Source organism: Streptomyces sp. NPDC001231 (genome assembly GCF_042896885.1).
Lineage (GTDB): Bacteria > Actinomycetota > Actinomycetes > Streptomycetales > Streptomycetaceae > Streptomyces.
On the sequence record NZ_JBIAXS010000010.1, the window covers coordinates 88,049 to 104,388 of the forward strand.

15 protein-coding genes and 1 pseudogene are annotated in these 16,340 nt (G+C 72.2%); 14 read left to right on the forward strand and 2 right to left on the reverse strand.

Annotated features, from left to right (window positions below; genetic code table 11):
* The first annotated feature begins 79 nt into the window (after positions 1–79).
* From ACFY3J_RS14495 to ACFY3J_RS14530, 8 genes and pseudogenes are all read left to right on the forward strand, one after another.
* On the forward strand, positions 80–1,042 hold the full coding sequence (locus ACFY3J_RS14495; RefSeq protein ID WP_390840975.1) for an NAD(P)/FAD-dependent oxidoreductase: 963 nt from the start codon (positions 80–82) through the stop codon (positions 1,040–1,042).
* A 303-nt stretch (positions 1,043–1,345) separates the two neighbouring features.
* Entirely contained in the window at positions 1,346–2,884 is a 1,539-nt protein-coding gene (locus ACFY3J_RS14500) for an ATP-dependent DNA ligase (protein ID WP_390840976.1), read from the forward strand.
* Positions 2,881–3,354, forward strand: a complete 474-nt coding sequence (locus ACFY3J_RS14505; RefSeq protein ID WP_384183443.1) for an NUDIX domain-containing protein — start codon at positions 2,881–2,883, stop codon at positions 3,352–3,354. The genes ACFY3J_RS14500 and ACFY3J_RS14505 overlap by 4 nt, the downstream gene beginning before the upstream one ends.
* Positions 3,355–3,430: 76 nt before the next feature.
* Complete coding sequence (locus tag ACFY3J_RS14510; protein WP_384183440.1) at positions 3,431–4,816, forward strand: NADP-dependent succinic semialdehyde dehydrogenase; 1,386 nt, start codon at positions 3,431–3,433, stop codon at positions 4,814–4,816.
* Between the two features lie 25 nt (positions 4,817–4,841).
* The gene (locus ACFY3J_RS14515; protein WP_390840977.1) at positions 4,842–5,081 is read left to right on the forward strand and encodes a DUF6213 family protein; all 240 of its coding nucleotides are present in this window, start codon (positions 4,842–4,844) and stop codon (positions 5,079–5,081) included.
* 627 nt (positions 5,082–5,708) lie between these two features.
* Positions 5,709–6,776 (forward strand): annotated as a pseudogene (locus ACFY3J_RS14520) (type III polyketide synthase); the annotation flags it as partial.
* Complete coding sequence (locus ACFY3J_RS14525; protein WP_390840978.1) at positions 6,773–8,002, forward strand: cytochrome P450; 1,230 nt, start codon at positions 6,773–6,775, stop codon at positions 8,000–8,002. The pseudogene ACFY3J_RS14520 and the gene ACFY3J_RS14525, both read left to right, overlap by 4 nt.
* A gap of 7 nt (positions 8,003–8,009) precedes the next feature.
* Positions 8,010–8,528 carry a cupin domain-containing protein gene (locus ACFY3J_RS14530; RefSeq protein ID WP_384181317.1) on the forward strand — a complete coding sequence of 173 codons (519 nt, stop codon included), beginning with the start codon at positions 8,010–8,012 and terminating at the stop codon, positions 8,526–8,528.
* Here the strand turns inward: ACFY3J_RS14530 and ACFY3J_RS14535 are convergent.
* Positions 8,525–9,751: an acyl-CoA dehydrogenase family protein gene (locus tag ACFY3J_RS14535; protein ID WP_384181572.1), complete on the reverse strand. Its 1,227-nt coding sequence runs from the start codon at positions 9,749–9,751 to the stop codon at positions 8,525–8,527. The genes ACFY3J_RS14530 and ACFY3J_RS14535 overlap by 4 nt on opposite strands.
* A 169-nt stretch (positions 9,752–9,920) precedes the next feature.
* On the opposite strand from ACFY3J_RS14535, the gene ACFY3J_RS14540 reads away from it, so the two are divergent.
* Positions 9,921–10,565: a TetR family transcriptional regulator gene (locus tag ACFY3J_RS14540; RefSeq protein ID WP_384181574.1), complete on the forward strand. Its 645-nt coding sequence runs from the start codon at positions 9,921–9,923 to the stop codon at positions 10,563–10,565.
* Positions 10,566–10,662: 97 nt separating this feature from the next.
* Here the strand turns inward: ACFY3J_RS14540 and def are convergent, their stop codons facing one another.
* Positions 10,663–11,202: a peptide deformylase gene (gene def, locus ACFY3J_RS14545; RefSeq protein WP_376409837.1), complete on the reverse strand. Its 540-nt coding sequence runs from the start codon at positions 11,200–11,202 to the stop codon at positions 10,663–10,665.
* Between the two features lie 151 nt (positions 11,203–11,353).
* Here def and ACFY3J_RS14550 point away from each other — a divergent pair, with 151 nt between their 5' ends.
* From ACFY3J_RS14550 to ACFY3J_RS14570, 5 genes are all read left to right on the forward strand, one after another.
* Positions 11,354–12,592: a MurT ligase domain-containing protein gene (locus tag ACFY3J_RS14550; protein WP_384181578.1), complete on the forward strand. Its 1,239-nt coding sequence runs from the start codon at positions 11,354–11,356 to the stop codon at positions 12,590–12,592.
* Positions 12,593–12,612: 20 nt separating this feature from the next.
* On the forward strand, positions 12,613–13,341 hold the full coding sequence (locus ACFY3J_RS14555) for a type 1 glutamine amidotransferase (RefSeq protein WP_384181580.1): 729 nt from the start codon (positions 12,613–12,615) through the stop codon (positions 13,339–13,341).
* A gap of 327 nt (positions 13,342–13,668) precedes the next feature.
* Positions 13,669–14,694 (forward strand): 6-phosphofructokinase, encoded by a 1,026-nt coding sequence (locus ACFY3J_RS14560; RefSeq protein WP_384181582.1) that lies wholly within the window; start codon positions 13,669–13,671, stop codon positions 14,692–14,694.
* A 121-nt stretch (positions 14,695–14,815) separates the two neighbouring features.
* Positions 14,816–15,766: a cytochrome c oxidase assembly protein gene (locus ACFY3J_RS14565; protein ID WP_384181584.1), complete on the forward strand. Its 951-nt coding sequence runs from the start codon at positions 14,816–14,818 to the stop codon at positions 15,764–15,766.
* A gap of 398 nt (positions 15,767–16,164) precedes the next feature.
* Positions 16,165–16,335, forward strand: coding sequence for a hypothetical protein (locus ACFY3J_RS14570; protein WP_225079052.1), 171 nt, complete (start codon positions 16,165–16,167; stop codon positions 16,333–16,335).
* Positions 16,336–16,340 lie beyond the last annotated feature (5 nt).

The window sequence follows — 16,340 nt, forward strand, 5'->3', positions numbered from 1 at the left end:
CTGCCTCGGTTGCGGAACCGGCAAATGCGTTTGTCAGTCCGGCACCGGACGGACGACCTTCTCGGTGGAGGTGGTCACCATGACCGAGAAGTACGAGGCCGTCGTCGTCGGAGGCGGCGCGGCGGGCCTGTCCGCCGCGCTGGTCCTCGGTCGGGCCCGGCGGCGCACGCTGGTCGTCGACGCGGGCGAGCCGCGCAACGCGCCGTCCGCGCACATGCAGGGCTTCCTGTCCCGGGACGGCATGTCCCCGGAGCGGTTCCTCGCCGCCGGCCGCGAGGAGATCGAGCGTTACGGGGTCGAGCTGGTCCGGGACCGGGCGGTGGAGGCCGTCCGGGACGCCGACGGGGAGTTCGACGTGACGCTGGCCGGAGGGCGCACGGTCCACGCCCGGCAGATGGTCGTCGCCACCGGCCTGAAGGACGAGCTCCCGGCGGTCCCGGGCCTCGCCGAACGCTTCGGCCGCGACGTCCTGCACTGCCCGTACTGCCACGGCTGGGAGGTGCGCGACCAGGCCTTCGGCGTGCTCGCCACGACCCCGCTGAGCGTCCACCAGGCGCTGATGGTGACCCAGTGGTCCAAGGACGTGACGCTCTTCCTGCACGAGGTCGGCGAGGACGAGCTGAGCGACGACGACCTGCGCCGACTGGCCGCGGCCGGCGTCCGCGTGGTGCCCGGCGAGGTGGCCGGGATCGTCGTCGAGGCGGACCGGCTGACCGGGGTCCGCCTCGCCGACGGCACGACCCACGCCCGCGAGGCTCTGTTCGTCGCACCGCGCGCACTGCCGCAGACCGACCTGCTCCAGCAACTGGGCGCCGAACTGCGCGAGACGCCGTTCGGCGCCTTCCCGGTGATCGACGAACGGGGCCTGACGACCGTCCCCGGCCTGTGGTCGGCCGGAAACGCGAGCGGCTTCGCCGAACAGGTGATCAACGCCGCCAGCCGCGGCTACCGCGCCGGCGCGGCAATCAACGGCGAACTGCTGTTCACCGACCTCGACGCGGCGGTGGCGGCGGGGGGCGCGGCTCGGGGCGCCCGAGTGTAGGGCGCCCTCGACCGTCTGCGGGACCACCGCCACGTACAGCCCGCACCCGCGAACCGGACCACGCCCACGTACAGACCGGCGCCCGCGTACACGGGGACGCCCACGTACAGACCGACGCCCGCGTACACGGGGACGCCCACGTACAGACCGACGCCCGCGTACACGGGGACGCCCACGTACAGACCGACGCCCGCGTACACGGGGACGCTCGGGTACAGGCCGCGCACGCGAGCGGCATGGCGACCGCCGTGTGCGGGGCGGCGTCCGGGTGTACGGCGGCGTCCTGCGTTGCACCATGGCTGCATGTTGCTCGCGCGGTTGGCTCAGGTTTCGCGGGAGGTTGCTGCCGCCTCGGCGCGGTCTCGGAAGATCGTTCTGCTTGCGGAGCTGTTCCGGGAGGCGGGGGCGGAGGACGTGCCGGTCGTCATTCCGTATCTGGCGGGCCGGCTGCCGCAGGGGCGGCTGGGGGTGGGCTGGAAGGTGCTCGGCCGCCGGGTCGCCCCGGCCGCCGGGGCGTCTCTCACCGTGCGCGAGGTGGACGCCCGGCTGAGCGAGCTCGGCAAGGTGTCCGGCCCCGGGTCCCAGGCGGAACGCGCCCGGATAGTCGATGAGTTGATGGGCGCGGCGACCGAGGACGAGCAGCGGTTCCTGCTGGGGCTGCTCACCGGGGAGGTCCGGCAGGGGGCGCTGGACGCCATCGCCGTCGAGGCGCTGGCCGGGGCGACGGGCGCGCCCCCGGCGGACGTGCGGCGGGCGGTGATGCTGGCCGGATCGTTGCAGACGGTGGCCCAGGCCCTGCTCGCGGACGGCCCGCCGGCGCTGGAGCGCTTCCGGCTCACCGTCGGCCGCCCGGTCCTGCCGATGCTGGCGCACAGCGCCTCCTCCGTGGCCGAGGCGGTCGAACGGCTCGGCGCGTGCGCCGTCGAGGAGAAACTCGACGGCATCCGGGTCCAGGTCCACCGGGACGGCGACACCGTACGGGTGCACACCCGCACCCTGGACGACATCACCGACCGGCTCCCGGAACTGACGGCGGCCGCACGGGAGTTGAACGGCGAGCGGTTCATCCTGGACGGCGAGGTCATCTCCTTCGGGGCGGACGGGCGGCCGCGCTCGTTCCAGGAGACCGCCGGACGCGTGGGCTCGCGCGTCGACGTGGCCACGGCCGCCGAGGCGGTCCCCGTCTCCCCCGTCTTCTTCGACGCGCTGTCGGTCGGCGACCGCGACCTGCTCGACCTGCCGCTGACCGAGCGCCACGCCGAGTTGGCCCGTCTGGTGCCGGAGCCGATGCGGGTCAGGCGCACCCTGGTGTCCGGAGCGGACGACGTGGGCGAGGCCGAACGGTTCCTGGCCGAGACGCTGCGGCGCGGCCACGAGGGTGTGGTCGTCAAGGCCCTCGACGCCGCCTACAGCGCGGGCCGGCGAGGCGCGGCCTGGCTCAAGGTGAAGCCCGTGCACACCCTGGACCTGGTGGTCCTGGCCGCCGAGTGGGGCCACGGCCGCCGCACCGGCAAACTGTCCAACCTGCACCTGGGCGCACGCACCGCCGACGGCGGCTTCGCGATGCTCGGGAAGACGTTCAAGGGCATGACGGACGCGATGCTGGCCTGGCAGACCGAGCGACTGCGCCGGCTCGCCGTCGAGGACGACGGCTGGGTGGTGACCGTGCGCCCCGAACTCGTCGTCGAGATCGCCTACGACGGCCTGCAACGGTCCACCCGCTACCCGGCGGGCGTGACCCTCCGCTTCGCCCGGGTCGTGCGCTACCGCGAGGACAAGCGGCCCGAGGACGCCGACAGCGTCGCGACGCTGCTGGCCGCGCACCCGGAGATCGCGCCATGAGCGCCCGGCGGGGCCGGCGCAGTGCCGGTCTGCTGCTGTACCGGCACGCCGGCGACGGCCTGGAGGTGCTTCTCGGGCACATGGGCGGCCCCTTCTTCGCCCGGCGGGAGGCGGGGGCGTGGACGGTGCCGAAGGGCGAGTACGACCCGGAGGAACCCGCGTGGGAGGCGGCCCGCCGCGAGTTCCGGGAGGAGCTGGGGCTGCCGCCGCCGGACGGGGAGGCCGTGCCGCTGGGCGAGGTCAGGCAGACGAACGGCAAGACCGTCACGGCCTGGGCGATCGAGGGCGACCTCGACCCGGCGGCGATCGTCCCCGGCACGTTCACCATGGAGTGGCCGCCGCGGTCCGGACGCACCCAGGAGTTCCCGGAGCTCGACCGGGTGGCCTGGCTCGGTCCGGACCGGGCCCGCGAGGTGATCGTCACGGCCCAGACCGCGTTTCTCGACCGCCTGGCCGAGCACTTGCTCTGACGAGGACCTCACGCGTTGCGATCGGCACCGCGGCGCGGGAAGGTCGAAGCACAACCCGCTCCAGGGGAGGTCAGCCATGTCCATCGCCACGGTGAACCCGGCCAACGGCGAGACGCTCAAGACGTACGAGGCCATGGGCGAGGAGGAGATCGAGCGCCGGCTCCAGCTCGCGCAGGCCACGTTCCGTACGTACCGGACGACGGCCTGCGCCGAGCGGGCCCGGCTGATGAACAGGGCCGCCGCCCTCCTCGACGAGGACCAGCAGGAGATCGCCCGTGTCATGACCACGGAGATGGGCAAGCCGGTCAAGCAGGCCCGCGCGGAGGCCGCGAAGTGCGCCAAGGCGATGCGCTGGTACGCCGAGCACGCCGAGGAACTCCTCGCCGACGAGCGGCCCGCCGAGTCGGACGTGAAGGACTCCGGGGCCTCCCGCGCCCTGGTCCGGTACCGGCCGCTCGGACCGGTGCTGGCCGTCATGCCCTGGAACTTCCCGCTGTGGCAGGTGGTCCGCTTCGCCGCGCCCGCCCTGATGGCCGGCAACGTCGGCCTGCTCAAGCACGCCTCCAACGTGCCGCAGACGGCCCTGTACCTGGAGGACCTGTTCCACCGGGCGGGTTTCGCCGAGGGCTGTTTCCAGACCCTGCTCATCGGCTCCGGAGCGGTCGACGACATCCTGCGCGACGAGCGCGTGAAGGCGGCCACCCTGACCGGCAGCGAGCCGGCCGGGCGGGCGGTGGCGTCCACCGCCGGGGAGATGATCAAGAAGACCGTGCTGGAGCTGGGCGGCAGCGACCCCTTCATCGTGATGCCGTCCGCCGACATCGACCGGGCCGCCGGGGTCGCGGTGACCGCGCGCGTGCAGAACAACGGCCAGTCCTGCATCGCGGCCAAGCGGTTCATCGTGCACACGGACGTCCACGACGCCTTCGCCGAGCGTTTCGTGGCCGGTATGAGGGCGCTGCGGATCGGCGACCCGTTGCAGGAGGACACCGAGGTCGGGCCGCTGGCCAGCGAGCGGGGCCGGGCGGACCTGGAGGAACTCGTCGACGACGCCCGGCGCGGCGGGGCCCATGTGCTGTGCGGTGGCGAACGGCCCGACCGGCCCGGCTGGTACTACCCGCCGACCGTGCTGTCCGGCATCACCCGCGAGATGCGCATCCACCGCGAGGAGGCGTTCGGTCCGGTGGCCACGCTGTACCGGGCGACCGACCTCGACGAGGCGGTGCTCATCGCCAACGACTCGCTCTTCGGCCTGAGTTCCAACGTCTGGACGGAGGACGAGACCGAGGTGGAACGGTTCGTACGGGATCTGGAGGCGGGCGGGGTGTACATCAACGGGATGACCGCCTCGCACCCGGCGTTCCCGTTCGGCGGTGTGAAGCGGTCGGGGTACGGACGTGAGCTGTCCGGGCACGGAATCCGCGAGTTCTGCAACATCACCACCGTGTGGCACGGGGCGTGAGGCTTCCACGGCTACGATCCCCTTTGTGAACCGCGAAGTGACTCTGCCTCTGATCGTCGACGACCGCGGTACCTTGCAGGTGGCCGCGGCCGACGTGAGCAAGCTGCTGCGCACGGTCGGCGGGCGGTGGCTGTGGCTGGTGGAGGCCGGCCAGGAGGGTCTCGACGAGGACACGGTGGCCGCGCTGACCATCGAGCTGGCCAAGCTGGCCGACCGCATCGACGTGGCCTGCATCGCCCACAGCAGCGGAACCGCCTCCGGCTGACCGCACGGACCGGGCCGGCGCCGCACGGACGGGCCGACGGGACCGACGGGGTCGTCGTCGCGCGAGGTCGGCCGTCGCGACCCGGCAGGCGCTTCGGCACGGCCGCCGAGCCCCGAGCTGCCCTGCCGCGCCCCCGCCTCGCCCTGCGCCTCGCCCTGCGCCCCGCCGCGCCCCCGCCCCGCCACGCGCCCCGCGCCCCCGCCGCGCCGCGACACGGAGCCCGGCCGTACGCCTGCGCGTCGCCCGCGGTGCCGGCTCCGCGGGGACGGCGGCTCCCTCCGTGCGGGCCGGCGCCGTACTCCTGAAGGCTGACGCCGGCGCCCGCTCCCGGCGGCCCAGGAGGCGCGGCCTGGATCTTCCTGTGGTGGGTGGCGGACGGAGCGGGTCGCGAGGCTCGTGACGGAGCGCGACCTCAAGGCTGTGAGCAGGCGTTCTCCGGCCGCGGGAGCCGGTTTCCCGTCCTCCTGAGTCACGTCTCGCGAGCCCGCCGGGCTCTGTTCGCCGTCGCCGGATTGGAGTAGTTCCGCGAGAAGATCGTCGCCCTTCCGGGTGATCGTGGAGGGACCACCCTTCTGGTGCACCACCCTCTGACCGGGGGGCAACCGGCCTTCCGGAAGGCGAAAGCAGGCACGGCTCATGGCGACTTTGTGCAGACCCTCGGTGTCCGTTCCAGAGCACGTGATCACGATGGAGGAGACGCTGGAGCTCGCGCGCTCCCGCCACGCGGACCACCCGCAGCTCCCGCTGGCCCTCCGGCTGATCGAGAACACCGGCGTGCGGACCCGGCACATCGTGCAGCCCATCGAGGAGACCCTCAAGCACCCCGGTTTCGAGGAGCGCAACAAGCTCTACGAGCAGGAGGCGAAGGCCCGGGTCCCCGCGGTCATCCAGCGGGCTCTCGACGACGCCGAGCTCCTGGCCCGGGACATCGATGTCATCGTCTACGTGTCGTGCACGGGCTTCATGATGCCCTCGCTCACCGCGTGGCTGATCAACGAGATGGAGTTCGACTCGACCACCCGGCAGCTGCCCATAGCCCAGCTGGGCTGTGCGGCCGGGGGCGCCGCGATCAACCGGGCCCACGACTTCTGCACGGCCTACCCGGACGCCAACGCGCTGATCGTGGCCTGCGAGTTCTGCTCGCTGTGCTACCAGCCCACCGACCTGGGCGTCGGCTCCCTGCTCTCCAACGGCCTGTTCGGCGACGGCATCGCCGCGGCCGTGGTCCGCGGCACCGGCGGCACGGGCGTCCGGCTGGAACGCAACGGCTCGTACCTGATCCCCAAGACCGAGGAGTGGATCGCCTACGACGTCCGGGCGACCGGCTTCCACTTCATGCTGGACAAGCGGGTGCCCACCACGATGGAACCGCTCGCCCCCGCCCTGCGGGACCTGGCCGCAGTGCACGGCTGGGACGCGTCCGACCTGGACTTCTACGTCATCCACGCGGGTGGCCCGCGCATCCTGGACGACCTCAGCAAGTTCCTGAACGTCGAGCCGCACGCGTTCCGGTTCAGCCGGGCCACGCTCACCGAGTACGGCAACATCGCCAGCGCCGTCGTCCTGGACGCGCTGCGCCGGCTGTTCGACGACGGCAGCACCGAGGACCGGGCGCGCGGACTGCTCGCCGGGTTCGGTCCCGGCATCACCGCCGAGATGTCGCTCGGCTACTGGCAGGCCGGAGGCGGGGCATGACCGAGGAGACGCTCGTCGAGGAGGCGCGCACCGGGACGGTGCCGCCGGTCCGGCACTGGCCCGCGCTCGACCTGACGGGCGTGGCCGTCGACCCGGTGCTCTCCGAGCTGATGGAGCAGGGCCCGATCACCCGTATCGAGCTGCCCAACGGCGAGGGCTGGGCGTGGCTGGTGACCCGCATGGACGACGTGCGGACGGTCACCAACGACCCCCGGTTCAGCCGTGAGGCGGTCATCGACCGGCAGATCACCCGGCTGGCCCCGCACTTCATCCCGGCCCGCGACGCGGTCGGCTTCCTGGACCCGCCCGACCACACCCGGCTGCGCCGCACGGTCGCCCCCGCCCTCACCGCGCACGGTGTCGAGCGGGTGCGGGACAGCGCCCGACGGATGCTGGACGAACTGGTCGACGACCTGCTCGCGAGCGGCCCGCCCGCCGACCTGACCGCCGACGTGCTCAGCCCGTTCCCGATCGCGGTGATCTGCGAGCTGATGGGTGTGCCGGTCGCGGACCGGCAGGGGATGCACGCCTGGACCCGGCTGATCCTGTCCTCCGCGCACGGCGCCGCCGTCAGCGAGCAGGCCAGGGAGGAGATGGGCACGTACTTCGCCGAGCTCCTCGACGCCCGCGCGGACAGCGCCGGTGAGGACATCGCCTCGCTGCTCGGGACCGCCGTGGCACGCCGTGAGATCGCCCTGGCGCAGGCCGTGGGGCTCGCGATCCTCCTCCAGATCGGCGGCGAGGCGGTCACCGGCAACAGCGGGCAGATGTTCTACATCCTGCTGAGCCGTCCCGAGCTGGCCGACCGGCTGCGCGCGGACCGGCGGCTCCGCCCCCGGGCCATCGACGAGCTGCTGCGCTACATCCCGCACCGCAACGCCGTCGGGCTGTCCCGGATCGCCCTGGAGGACGTGGAGATCAAGGGGGTGCGGATCAGGGCGGGCGACGCGGTCTACGTGTCGTATCTGGCCGCCAACCGCGACCCGGACGTCTTCCCCGACCCCGGGACGATCGACCTCACGCGCAGTCCGAACCCGCACGTGGCGTTCGGCTTCGGCCCGCACTACTGCCCGGGCGGCCAGTTGGCCCGGCTGGAGTCGGAGCTGCTGCTGGACGCCCTGCTCGACCGGGTGCCGAATCTGCGGCTCGCGGTGTCCCCGGAGCAAGTGCCCTTCAGAAAGGGCGCGTTGCTCCGGGGGCCCGAGGCCCTGCCCGTGACGTGGTGAGGCGGCGATGACCACGGAAGGGCTGCTCGTACCGCCGGGCCAGGGCCGCGTCGTCGAGGCACCGGCCCAGCGCGTGACGTTCAAGGTCACCGGCTCGCACTCGCGGACGGCCTCCACCTTCGAGGTGGAGGTCCCGCCGGGCTTCGACGTCGGCGCCCATGTGCACACCCGCAGCGAGGAGTTGTTCTACGTGCTCGAGGGCGAGCTGGACGTGCTCGCCTTCGAGCCGCGGATCCGGACCCCCGACCACTGGCAGCGATGGGAGTCCCACTCCGGCAACCGCGTGGTGCGGGCGACCCCGGGCACGGTCATCGTCGTCCCGCCGGGCTGCCCGCACGCCTTCGCCAACCCCACCGACACCCCCGCCAAGATGTTCTTCCAGGCGTCCCCACCGCCGGACCACGAGCGGTACTTCGAGGAACTGCTGGAGATCCTGGGCAACGGGGGCCCGCCGAACCACACGGCGATCGAGGCCCTCAGAAGGCGCTATGACATCGAGCAACTGACGCCGCTGCGGCACCGCTAGCGGATGGGCATGCCCGAGATCGTGCGGGAGATCACCAGCCGCTGGATCTCACTGGTCCCTTCGAAGATGGTGTAGATCGCCGCGTCACGGTGCATCCGCTCCACCGGGTACTCCCGGGTGTAGCCGTTGCCGCCGAGGATCTGGATGGCCTGGGCCGTGACCTTCTTCGCGGTCTCGCTGGCGAACAGCTTGGACATCGAGCCCTCGGCGGCCTCGAACGGCCTGCCGTTGATGGCCATCCACGAGGCCCGCCAGACCAGCAGCCGGGCGGCGTCGATCCGCGTACGCATGTCGGCGAGCTGGAAGGCGACGCCCTGGTTGTCGATGATCGGCCGGCCGAACTGCTCCCGCGTCCTGGCGTAGTCGAGGGCGACCTCGTAGGCGGCCCGGGCGGTGCCGACCGCCATGGCGCCCACGGCGGGGCGGGACGCCTCGAAGGTGGCCATCGCGGCGTTCATCACCCTCTCACCGCTCCTACGGGCCTTCTCCCGGGCGCGGGCGAGCCGCTCGTCGAGCTTCTCCTTGCCGCCGAGCAGGCAGGACCCGGGGACGCGTACGCCGTCCAGGACCACCTCGGCGGTGTGCGAGGCGCGGATACCGTGCTTCTTGAACTTCTGACCCTGTTTCAGTCCCGGTGTGCCCGGCGGGACGATGAAGGAGGCGTGGCCCTTGGAGCCGAGTTCGGGGTCGACGGAGGCGACGACCACGTGCACGTTGGCGATGCCGCCGTTGGTCGCCCAGGTCTTGGTGCCGTTGATCACCCACTCGTCCTTGGCCTCGTCGTAGACCGCGCGGGTGCGCATCGAGGCCACGTCGGAGCCGGCGTCGGGCTCGGAGGAGCAGAAGGCGGCGACCTTCACGTCGCTCGGGTCGCCGTACATCTGCGGGATCCAGGTGCCGATCTGCTCCTCGGTGCCGTTGGCGAGGACGCCCACGGCGGCGAGGCCGGTGCCGACGATGGACAGGGCGATGCCGGCGTCGCCCCAGAACAGCTCCTCCATGGCCATCGGGATGCCGAGGCCGGTGGCGTCGAAGTACTGCTGGGCGTAGAAGTCGAGGGAGTAGATGCCGACCTTGGCGGCCTCCTGGATGACCGGCCAGGGGGTCTCCTCGCGCTCGTCCCACTCGGCCGCGGCCGGGCGGATCACATCGGCCGCGAAGCCGTGCAGCCAGTCCCGGACCTCCTTCTGCTCGTCGTTGAGCTCCATGGTGAACTCGGCCATGTCCCCTCCAGCGGCGCACCTGCATGTTACTTGCGGTAACGATACTATGTTACCGGTCAGTAGAAAAAGTCGACTCCTGATCATTCCCCGGCAGCCCGTTCGAGGTATCCCGCCCAGTCAGTGTTACTTTGCGCAGGCGTCACCGAACCAGCACGGGTGGGGAGATCTCATGGACACCACGCAGCGGACCGATCAGCAGCGGTCCGCCGACCGCCGACGGCGCGAGCTGCTGGAGGCCGCCGACCGGGTGGTGCTGCGCGACGGCCCGCACGCGTCGATGAACGCCATCGCCGCCGAGGCCGGCATCACCAAGCCGATCCTCTACCGCCACTTCGGCGACAAGGGAGGGCTGTACGCCGCCCTCGCCCAGCGGCACACCGACGCCCTTCTCGGCTCCCTGCGGGCCGCGCTGGACGCCCCCGCGGACCGACGGGAGCGCGTGGAGTCGACGCTGGACACCTACCTCGCGGCCATCGAGGCCCGCCCGCAGGTCTACCGCTTCCTGATGCACCCGGCGGAGGGCGGCCAGGGCACCGACCAGGGCTTCGACGTCGGCAAGCACTCCGCCCCGCTGCTGCGCCGCATGGGCGAGGAGCTGGCCCTGGTCATCGAGGAGCGGCTCGCCCTGGGTCCGGCCGGGCAGCAACTGGCCCGTGTGTGGGGCCACGGCATCGTCGGCATGATGCACGCGGCCGGCGACTGGTGGCTGGGCGAACGGCCGTGCTCGCGGGCGGAGCTGGTCCGCAGCCTGGCGGACCTCCTGTGGGGACGGCTGGCGGCGGTGGGCGACAAGGTGGGCGGCCCCGGCTTCTGAGCCGTGCCCGCGGGCTCGGTGCTGCTCGGTGCTCGTCACCGTGCGGCTGCGCCGTGGAGCGCGAACGGCCGCCGACGGCCCGTGGCCGCGCGGAGGTTCACCGCCCCCACGGTGCCCGTGCGGCCTGCCGCAGCAGCCGGCTGCGCCGCCACCCCGAGAGGCGGTCGGCGTACACCCGGCCGTCGAGGTGGTCGCACTCGTGCTGGAGGCAGCGCGCGAAGAACCCCGTCCCGTGCACGGTGACCGGCTCCCCGGTCACCGAGAAGCCCTCGACCACCGCGTGGTCGTAGCGCTCCGTCCCCGCCTCCAGGCCCGGCAGGGAGAGGCAGCCCTCCGGCCCGCGGATCTCCACTCCGTCCGCCTCCACCAGCCGCGGGTTGACCACATGGCCGAGGTGGCGCACGTCCTCGTCGTCCGGGCAGTCGTACACGAAGACGCGCAGCGGCAGCCCGATCTGGTTCGCGGCGAGGCCCACGCCACGCGCCGCGTACATGGTCGCGAACAAGTCCTCCACCACCTGGAACAGTTCGGGGCCGAAGTCGGTGACCTCCTCGCAAGGGGCGTGCAGAACGGGGCTGCCGAGCAGGGAAAGGGGCCGGACGCGCCCGCGGGCGCCCGGGATCGAGCCATGTCGCATGGCGGCAAGGGTACGGTTCCATGTGCCCCTGCCTGCCGCGCTGGCATGGGCCGGGATTCGGGAGCATCAACGGATCTCGATAGGCTGAGGTCCACACCACGTTGCCGGATGGCTCAGGGCGCGGCGCGTACGCAAGGAGGATCGAGAACTGATGGCAGGCAACTCGGACCCGCTCACGCCGCGGGCCAAGCTGGCCGTGACCGCGGGCAAGGCGGTCGCCGCGGCATCGCGTGCCGCGGGACGGGGCAGCGGTTCGGTGATCGGCGGTCGGGTGGCCCTCAAGCTCGACCCCGATCTGCTCGCCCGGCTCGCCCAGCACCTGGACGTGATCCTGGTCTCGGCGACCAACGGCAAGACCACGACCACCCGGCTCATCGCCGAGGCGCTGCGGGCCGCGGGTCCCGTCGTGTCCAACGCGCTCGGCGCGAACATGCCCGCGGGCATCACCTCGGCGCTCGCCGGCGGCTCGGACGCCAAGTTCGGCGTGATAGAGGTCGACGAGAAGTACCTCGCGGGCGTGGCCCGGGACACCGATCCCAAGTGCATCGCGCTGCTCAACCTCTCCCGCGACCAGCTCGACCGGGCCGGCGAGACCCGGATGCTCGCCGAGAACTGGCGCGAGGCGCTCAGCGGCTCCAAGGCCGTGCTCGTCGCCAACTGCGACGACCCGCTGGTGGTGTGGGCCGCGTCCTCGTCCCCCAACGTGATCTGGGTGGCCGCCGGGCAGATGTGGAAGGACGACGCCTGGTCCTGCCCCTCCTGCGGCGGAGTGATGCAGCGTCCGGGCGACGACTGGTACTGCGGCGAGTGCGGCTTCCGCCGGCCCACCCCCAGCTGGGCCCTGTCCGGCGACCACGTCCTCGACCCGCACGGCTCGGCCTGGCCGATCCACCTTCAGCTGCCGGGCCGCGCCAACAAGGCCAACGCGGCCTCGTCCGCGGCCGTCGCCGCCGTCTTCGGGGTGCCGCCGCAGGTCGCCCTGGAGCGGATGTACCAGGTGCAGGCGGTCGCCGGCCGCTACGACGTCGTCCAGTTCCAGGGCCGCGACCTGCGCCTGCTGCTGGCGAAGAACCCGGCCGGCTGGCTGGAGACCTTCTCCCTGATCGACCCGCCGCCCACCCCGGTCATCCTGTCGGTCAACGCGCGCAGCGCCGACGGCACCGACACCTCCTGGCTGTGGGACGTCGACTACACGCGCCTGACCGGGCACCCGCTCTTCGTGCTCGGTGACCGGAAGCTGGACCTCGCGGTGCGCCTGGAGGTCGCGGGCCAGCAGTTCCAGGTCTGCGACAGCCTGGACCAGGCCGTGCAGCAGGCCCCGCCCGGCCGGATCGAGGTCATCGCCAACTACACCGCGTTCCAGGACCTGCGCCGCCGCGTCGGCAACTGACCACGAAGGACGACCACTTCATGAGTGACAACCAACTGCGGCTGGTGTGGATCTACCCGGACCTGCTGAGCACCTACGGCGACCAGGGCAACGTCCTCGTGGTGGAGCGCCGGGCCCGCCAGCGCGGCCTGGACGTGGCCCGTCTCGACGTGCGCAGCGACCAGCCGATCCCGACCTCCGGCGACATCTACCTGATCGGCGGCGGCGAGGACCGGCCGCAGCGGCTGGCGGCGGAGCGGCTGCGCCGCGACGGCAGTCTGCACAGGGCGGTGGAGAACGGCGCGATCGTCTTCTCCGTCTGCGCCGGGTACCAGATCCTCGGCCACGAGTTCGTCAACGACCTCGGGCAGCGCGAGCCGGGGCTCGGCCTGCTCGACGTCGTGTCGGTGCGCGGTGAGGGCGAGCGGTGCGTCGGCGACGTGCTCGGCGACGTCGACCCGCGGCTCGGCCTGCCCCAGCTGACCGGGTTCGAGAACCACCAGGGCGTCACCCACCTCGGCCCCACCGCCCGCCCGTTCGCCCAGGTCCGTCTGGGCCGGGGCAACGGCACGGGCGACGGCACGGAGGGCGCGTACAACGACACCGTCTTCGGCACGTACATGCACGGGCCGGTACTGGCCCGCAACCCGCTGATCGCGGACCTGCTGCTGAAGCTGGCGCTCGACGTCAACGCGCTGCCGCCGATCGAGGACCACTGGTACGAGGCACTGCGCAACGAGCGCATCGCGGCTGCGCAGCAGCCTGCGTAGTGACAGTTGCGCAGCAGCCTGCGTAGTGACAGTTGCGCAGCAGCCTGCGTAGTGACAGTTGCGCAGCAGCCTGCGTAGTGACAGCTGCGCAGCAGCCTGCGCAGGACCGGCTGCGTGCGTCGGCGCGCAGCCGGAACAGGCCCGCGGCGGCCCGCGTGGACAGCCCCGGCGGGAGCCCGTCTGGCACGGTGTCCGCACAGGTGAGCGGGCCCGTCCAGCAGGCGGACGCACGGTTCGGCCCCACCGCCCGGTGCCGCTAGGGTGGCGGGGACCGACCGGACAGTGTGGTCCGGTCCCCGCGCCCATGTTGAGAAGGTTATTCGGGCTATGCGCATTGGCGTCCTCACCTCCGGCGGCGACTGTCCCGGCCTGAACGCCGTCATCCGGTCCGTCGTACACCGTGCCGTCGTCGACCACGGCGACGAGGTCATCGGCTTCCGCGACGGCTGGAAGGGCCTCCTGGAGTGCGACTACCTCAAGCTCGACCTCGACGCGGTGAGTGGCATCCTCGCCCGCGGCGGGACCATCCTCGGCTCCTCCCGGGTCCGTCCCGAGCACCTGCGGGACGGCGTGCAGCGGGCCAAGGGCCACGTCGAGGAGCTGGGGCTCGACGCGATCATCCCGATCGGCGGCGAAGGCACGCTCAAGGCGGCCCGACTGCTGTCGGACAACGGCCTGCCGATCGTCGGCGTGCCCAAGACCATCGACAACGACATCGCGGTCACGGACCTCACCTTCGGCTTCGACACCGCCGTGACCGTCGCCACCGAGGCCCTGGACCGGCTGAAGACCACCGCCGAGTCCCACCAGCGGGTGCTGATCGTGGAGGTCATGGGCCGTCACACCGGCTGGATCGCGCTCCAGTCCGGCATGGCGGCCGGCGCCCACGCCATCGTCGTCCCAGAACGCCCCTTCGACATCGAGGAGTTGGCGGCGAAGGTCGGCGAGCGTTTCGCGGCGGGCAAGCGGTTCGCGATCGTCGTGGCCGCGGAGGGCGCCAAGCCCAGGGCGGGCACCATGGACTTCGACGAGGGCGGCAAGGACGTCTACGGCCACGAGCGGTTCGCCGGCGTCGCCCGGCAGCTCTCCCTCGAACTGGAGGAGCGGCTCGGCAAGGAGGCCCGGCCGGTGATCCTCGGGCACGTCCAGCGCGGCGGCACGCCGACGGCGTACGACCGGGTGCTGGCCACCCGGTTCGGCTGGCACGCCGTGGAGGCGGTGCACCGCGGGGAGTTCGGCCGGATGACGGCGCTGCGCGGCACGGACATCGTGATGGTGTCCCTGGCCGAGGCGGTGGCGACCCTCAAGACGGTCCCGGCGGAGCGGTACGCCGAGGCGGAGTGCGTGCTGTAGAACACACCGCGCTTCCCCACCGCCCCCGGTCGCAGTCGCGGCCGGGGGCGGCTCTACTCTGGGTGCGGACAGACAGCTGTGGACAGACAGCGCACAATCCACACGAATCAGGAGCCGGCGGATGGATCACAGCGGGCACGGCATGATGAACGATCTGCCGCCGTTCACGCTGGGACGCGGTCTCGAGTGGTCCGCGGACCCGTTCTTCCTCGTCGCCTGCCTGCTGGGGCTCGGCCTGTACGGCTGGGGTGTGGTGCGGCTGCGGCGGCGCGGCGACGCCTGGCCGGTGGGCCGGACGGTGGCGTACGTCATCGGTGTGCTGACCGTGGCCCTGGTGATGTGCACCAAGCTGAACGACTACGGCATGGTCATGTTCAGCGTGCACATGGTCCAGCACATGATCATCAGCATGCTGTCGCCGATCCTGATCCTGCTCGGCGGCCCGATCACGCTGGCGCTGCGCTCCCTGCCGGTGGCCGGGAGGGGCCGCAAGGGGCCGCGTGAGCTGCTGCTGGCCCTGCTGCACAGCCGGTACCTGCGGGTCGTCACGCATCCCGCCTTCACCATCCCGATGTTCGTCGCGAGTCTGTACGCCCTGTACTTCACGCCGCTGTTCGACTTCCTGATGGGCTCTCGGGCCGGCCACATCGCGATGATGGTGCACTTCCTCGCGGTGGGCCTGGTGTTCTTCTGGCCGATCATGGGTGTCGACCCGGGCCCGAACCGGCCGGGTCACCTCATGCGGATGCTGGAGCTGTTCGCGGGCATGCCCTTCCACGCGTTCTTCGGCATCGCGCTGATGATGGCGACCACGCCCATGGTCGACACCTTCGTGAACCCGCCCGCCTCGCTCGGCATCGACGCCCTGACCGACCAGAACGCGGCCGGCGGCATCGCCTGGGCGTTCAGTGAGATCCCCTCGGTCCTGGTGCTGCTCGCCCTGCTCTTCCAGTGGTACAAATCCGAACAACGCCAGGCCCGCCGCAAGGACCGCGCCGCGGACCGCGACGGCGACAAGGAACTCGAGGCGTACAACGCGTACCTGGCGTCCCTGAACGCACGGGGCAACTGAGCCCATCGGCATCCGGAAGGTCCGGGGCGCGGCATCGCTGCCGCGCCCCGGACGTTCGCGTACAGGCGGCCCCCGCGGTCCCGACCGCCGTCCGGAGACGTGCCCCCACCCGGCCCGCCTCCGGGCGCGGCGGCCATCAGCCGCCAGAGCACCGCTCGCCCCGGTCGGGCCGGCCTGCTCCCCCGCGCGCCACCACCTGTCCTGAACGGGACACGGTGAGGCGCGGGCTCGACGCCGAGGGGCCTGGGCTCACGGAACTGCGGCTCGCCGCCGTCACCCGCGGCGGTCCCCTCGCCGGGCCGTGGTGGGGGCGAGGGTGGAAGCGGCTTGTTGTGGGGGATGCCGATGGGCCGAACCGGGGCACCATGGAGGTTACGGACCATGAGGAGGATGCCGCGATGCACGGTTCCACGGACGGTTCCACGAAGGCGATGGGGGTGCTCACCGTCGGCGCGCTCGTCGCGGTGACGGCCTACACGGTGGCGCTCGGCGGCAACGGCTGGCTGTGGTTCGGCTGGGTCGTGCTGGGCCTGGTCACGCTGGGCATGGTCGTCACCCGCGGCACCTGAGCGGG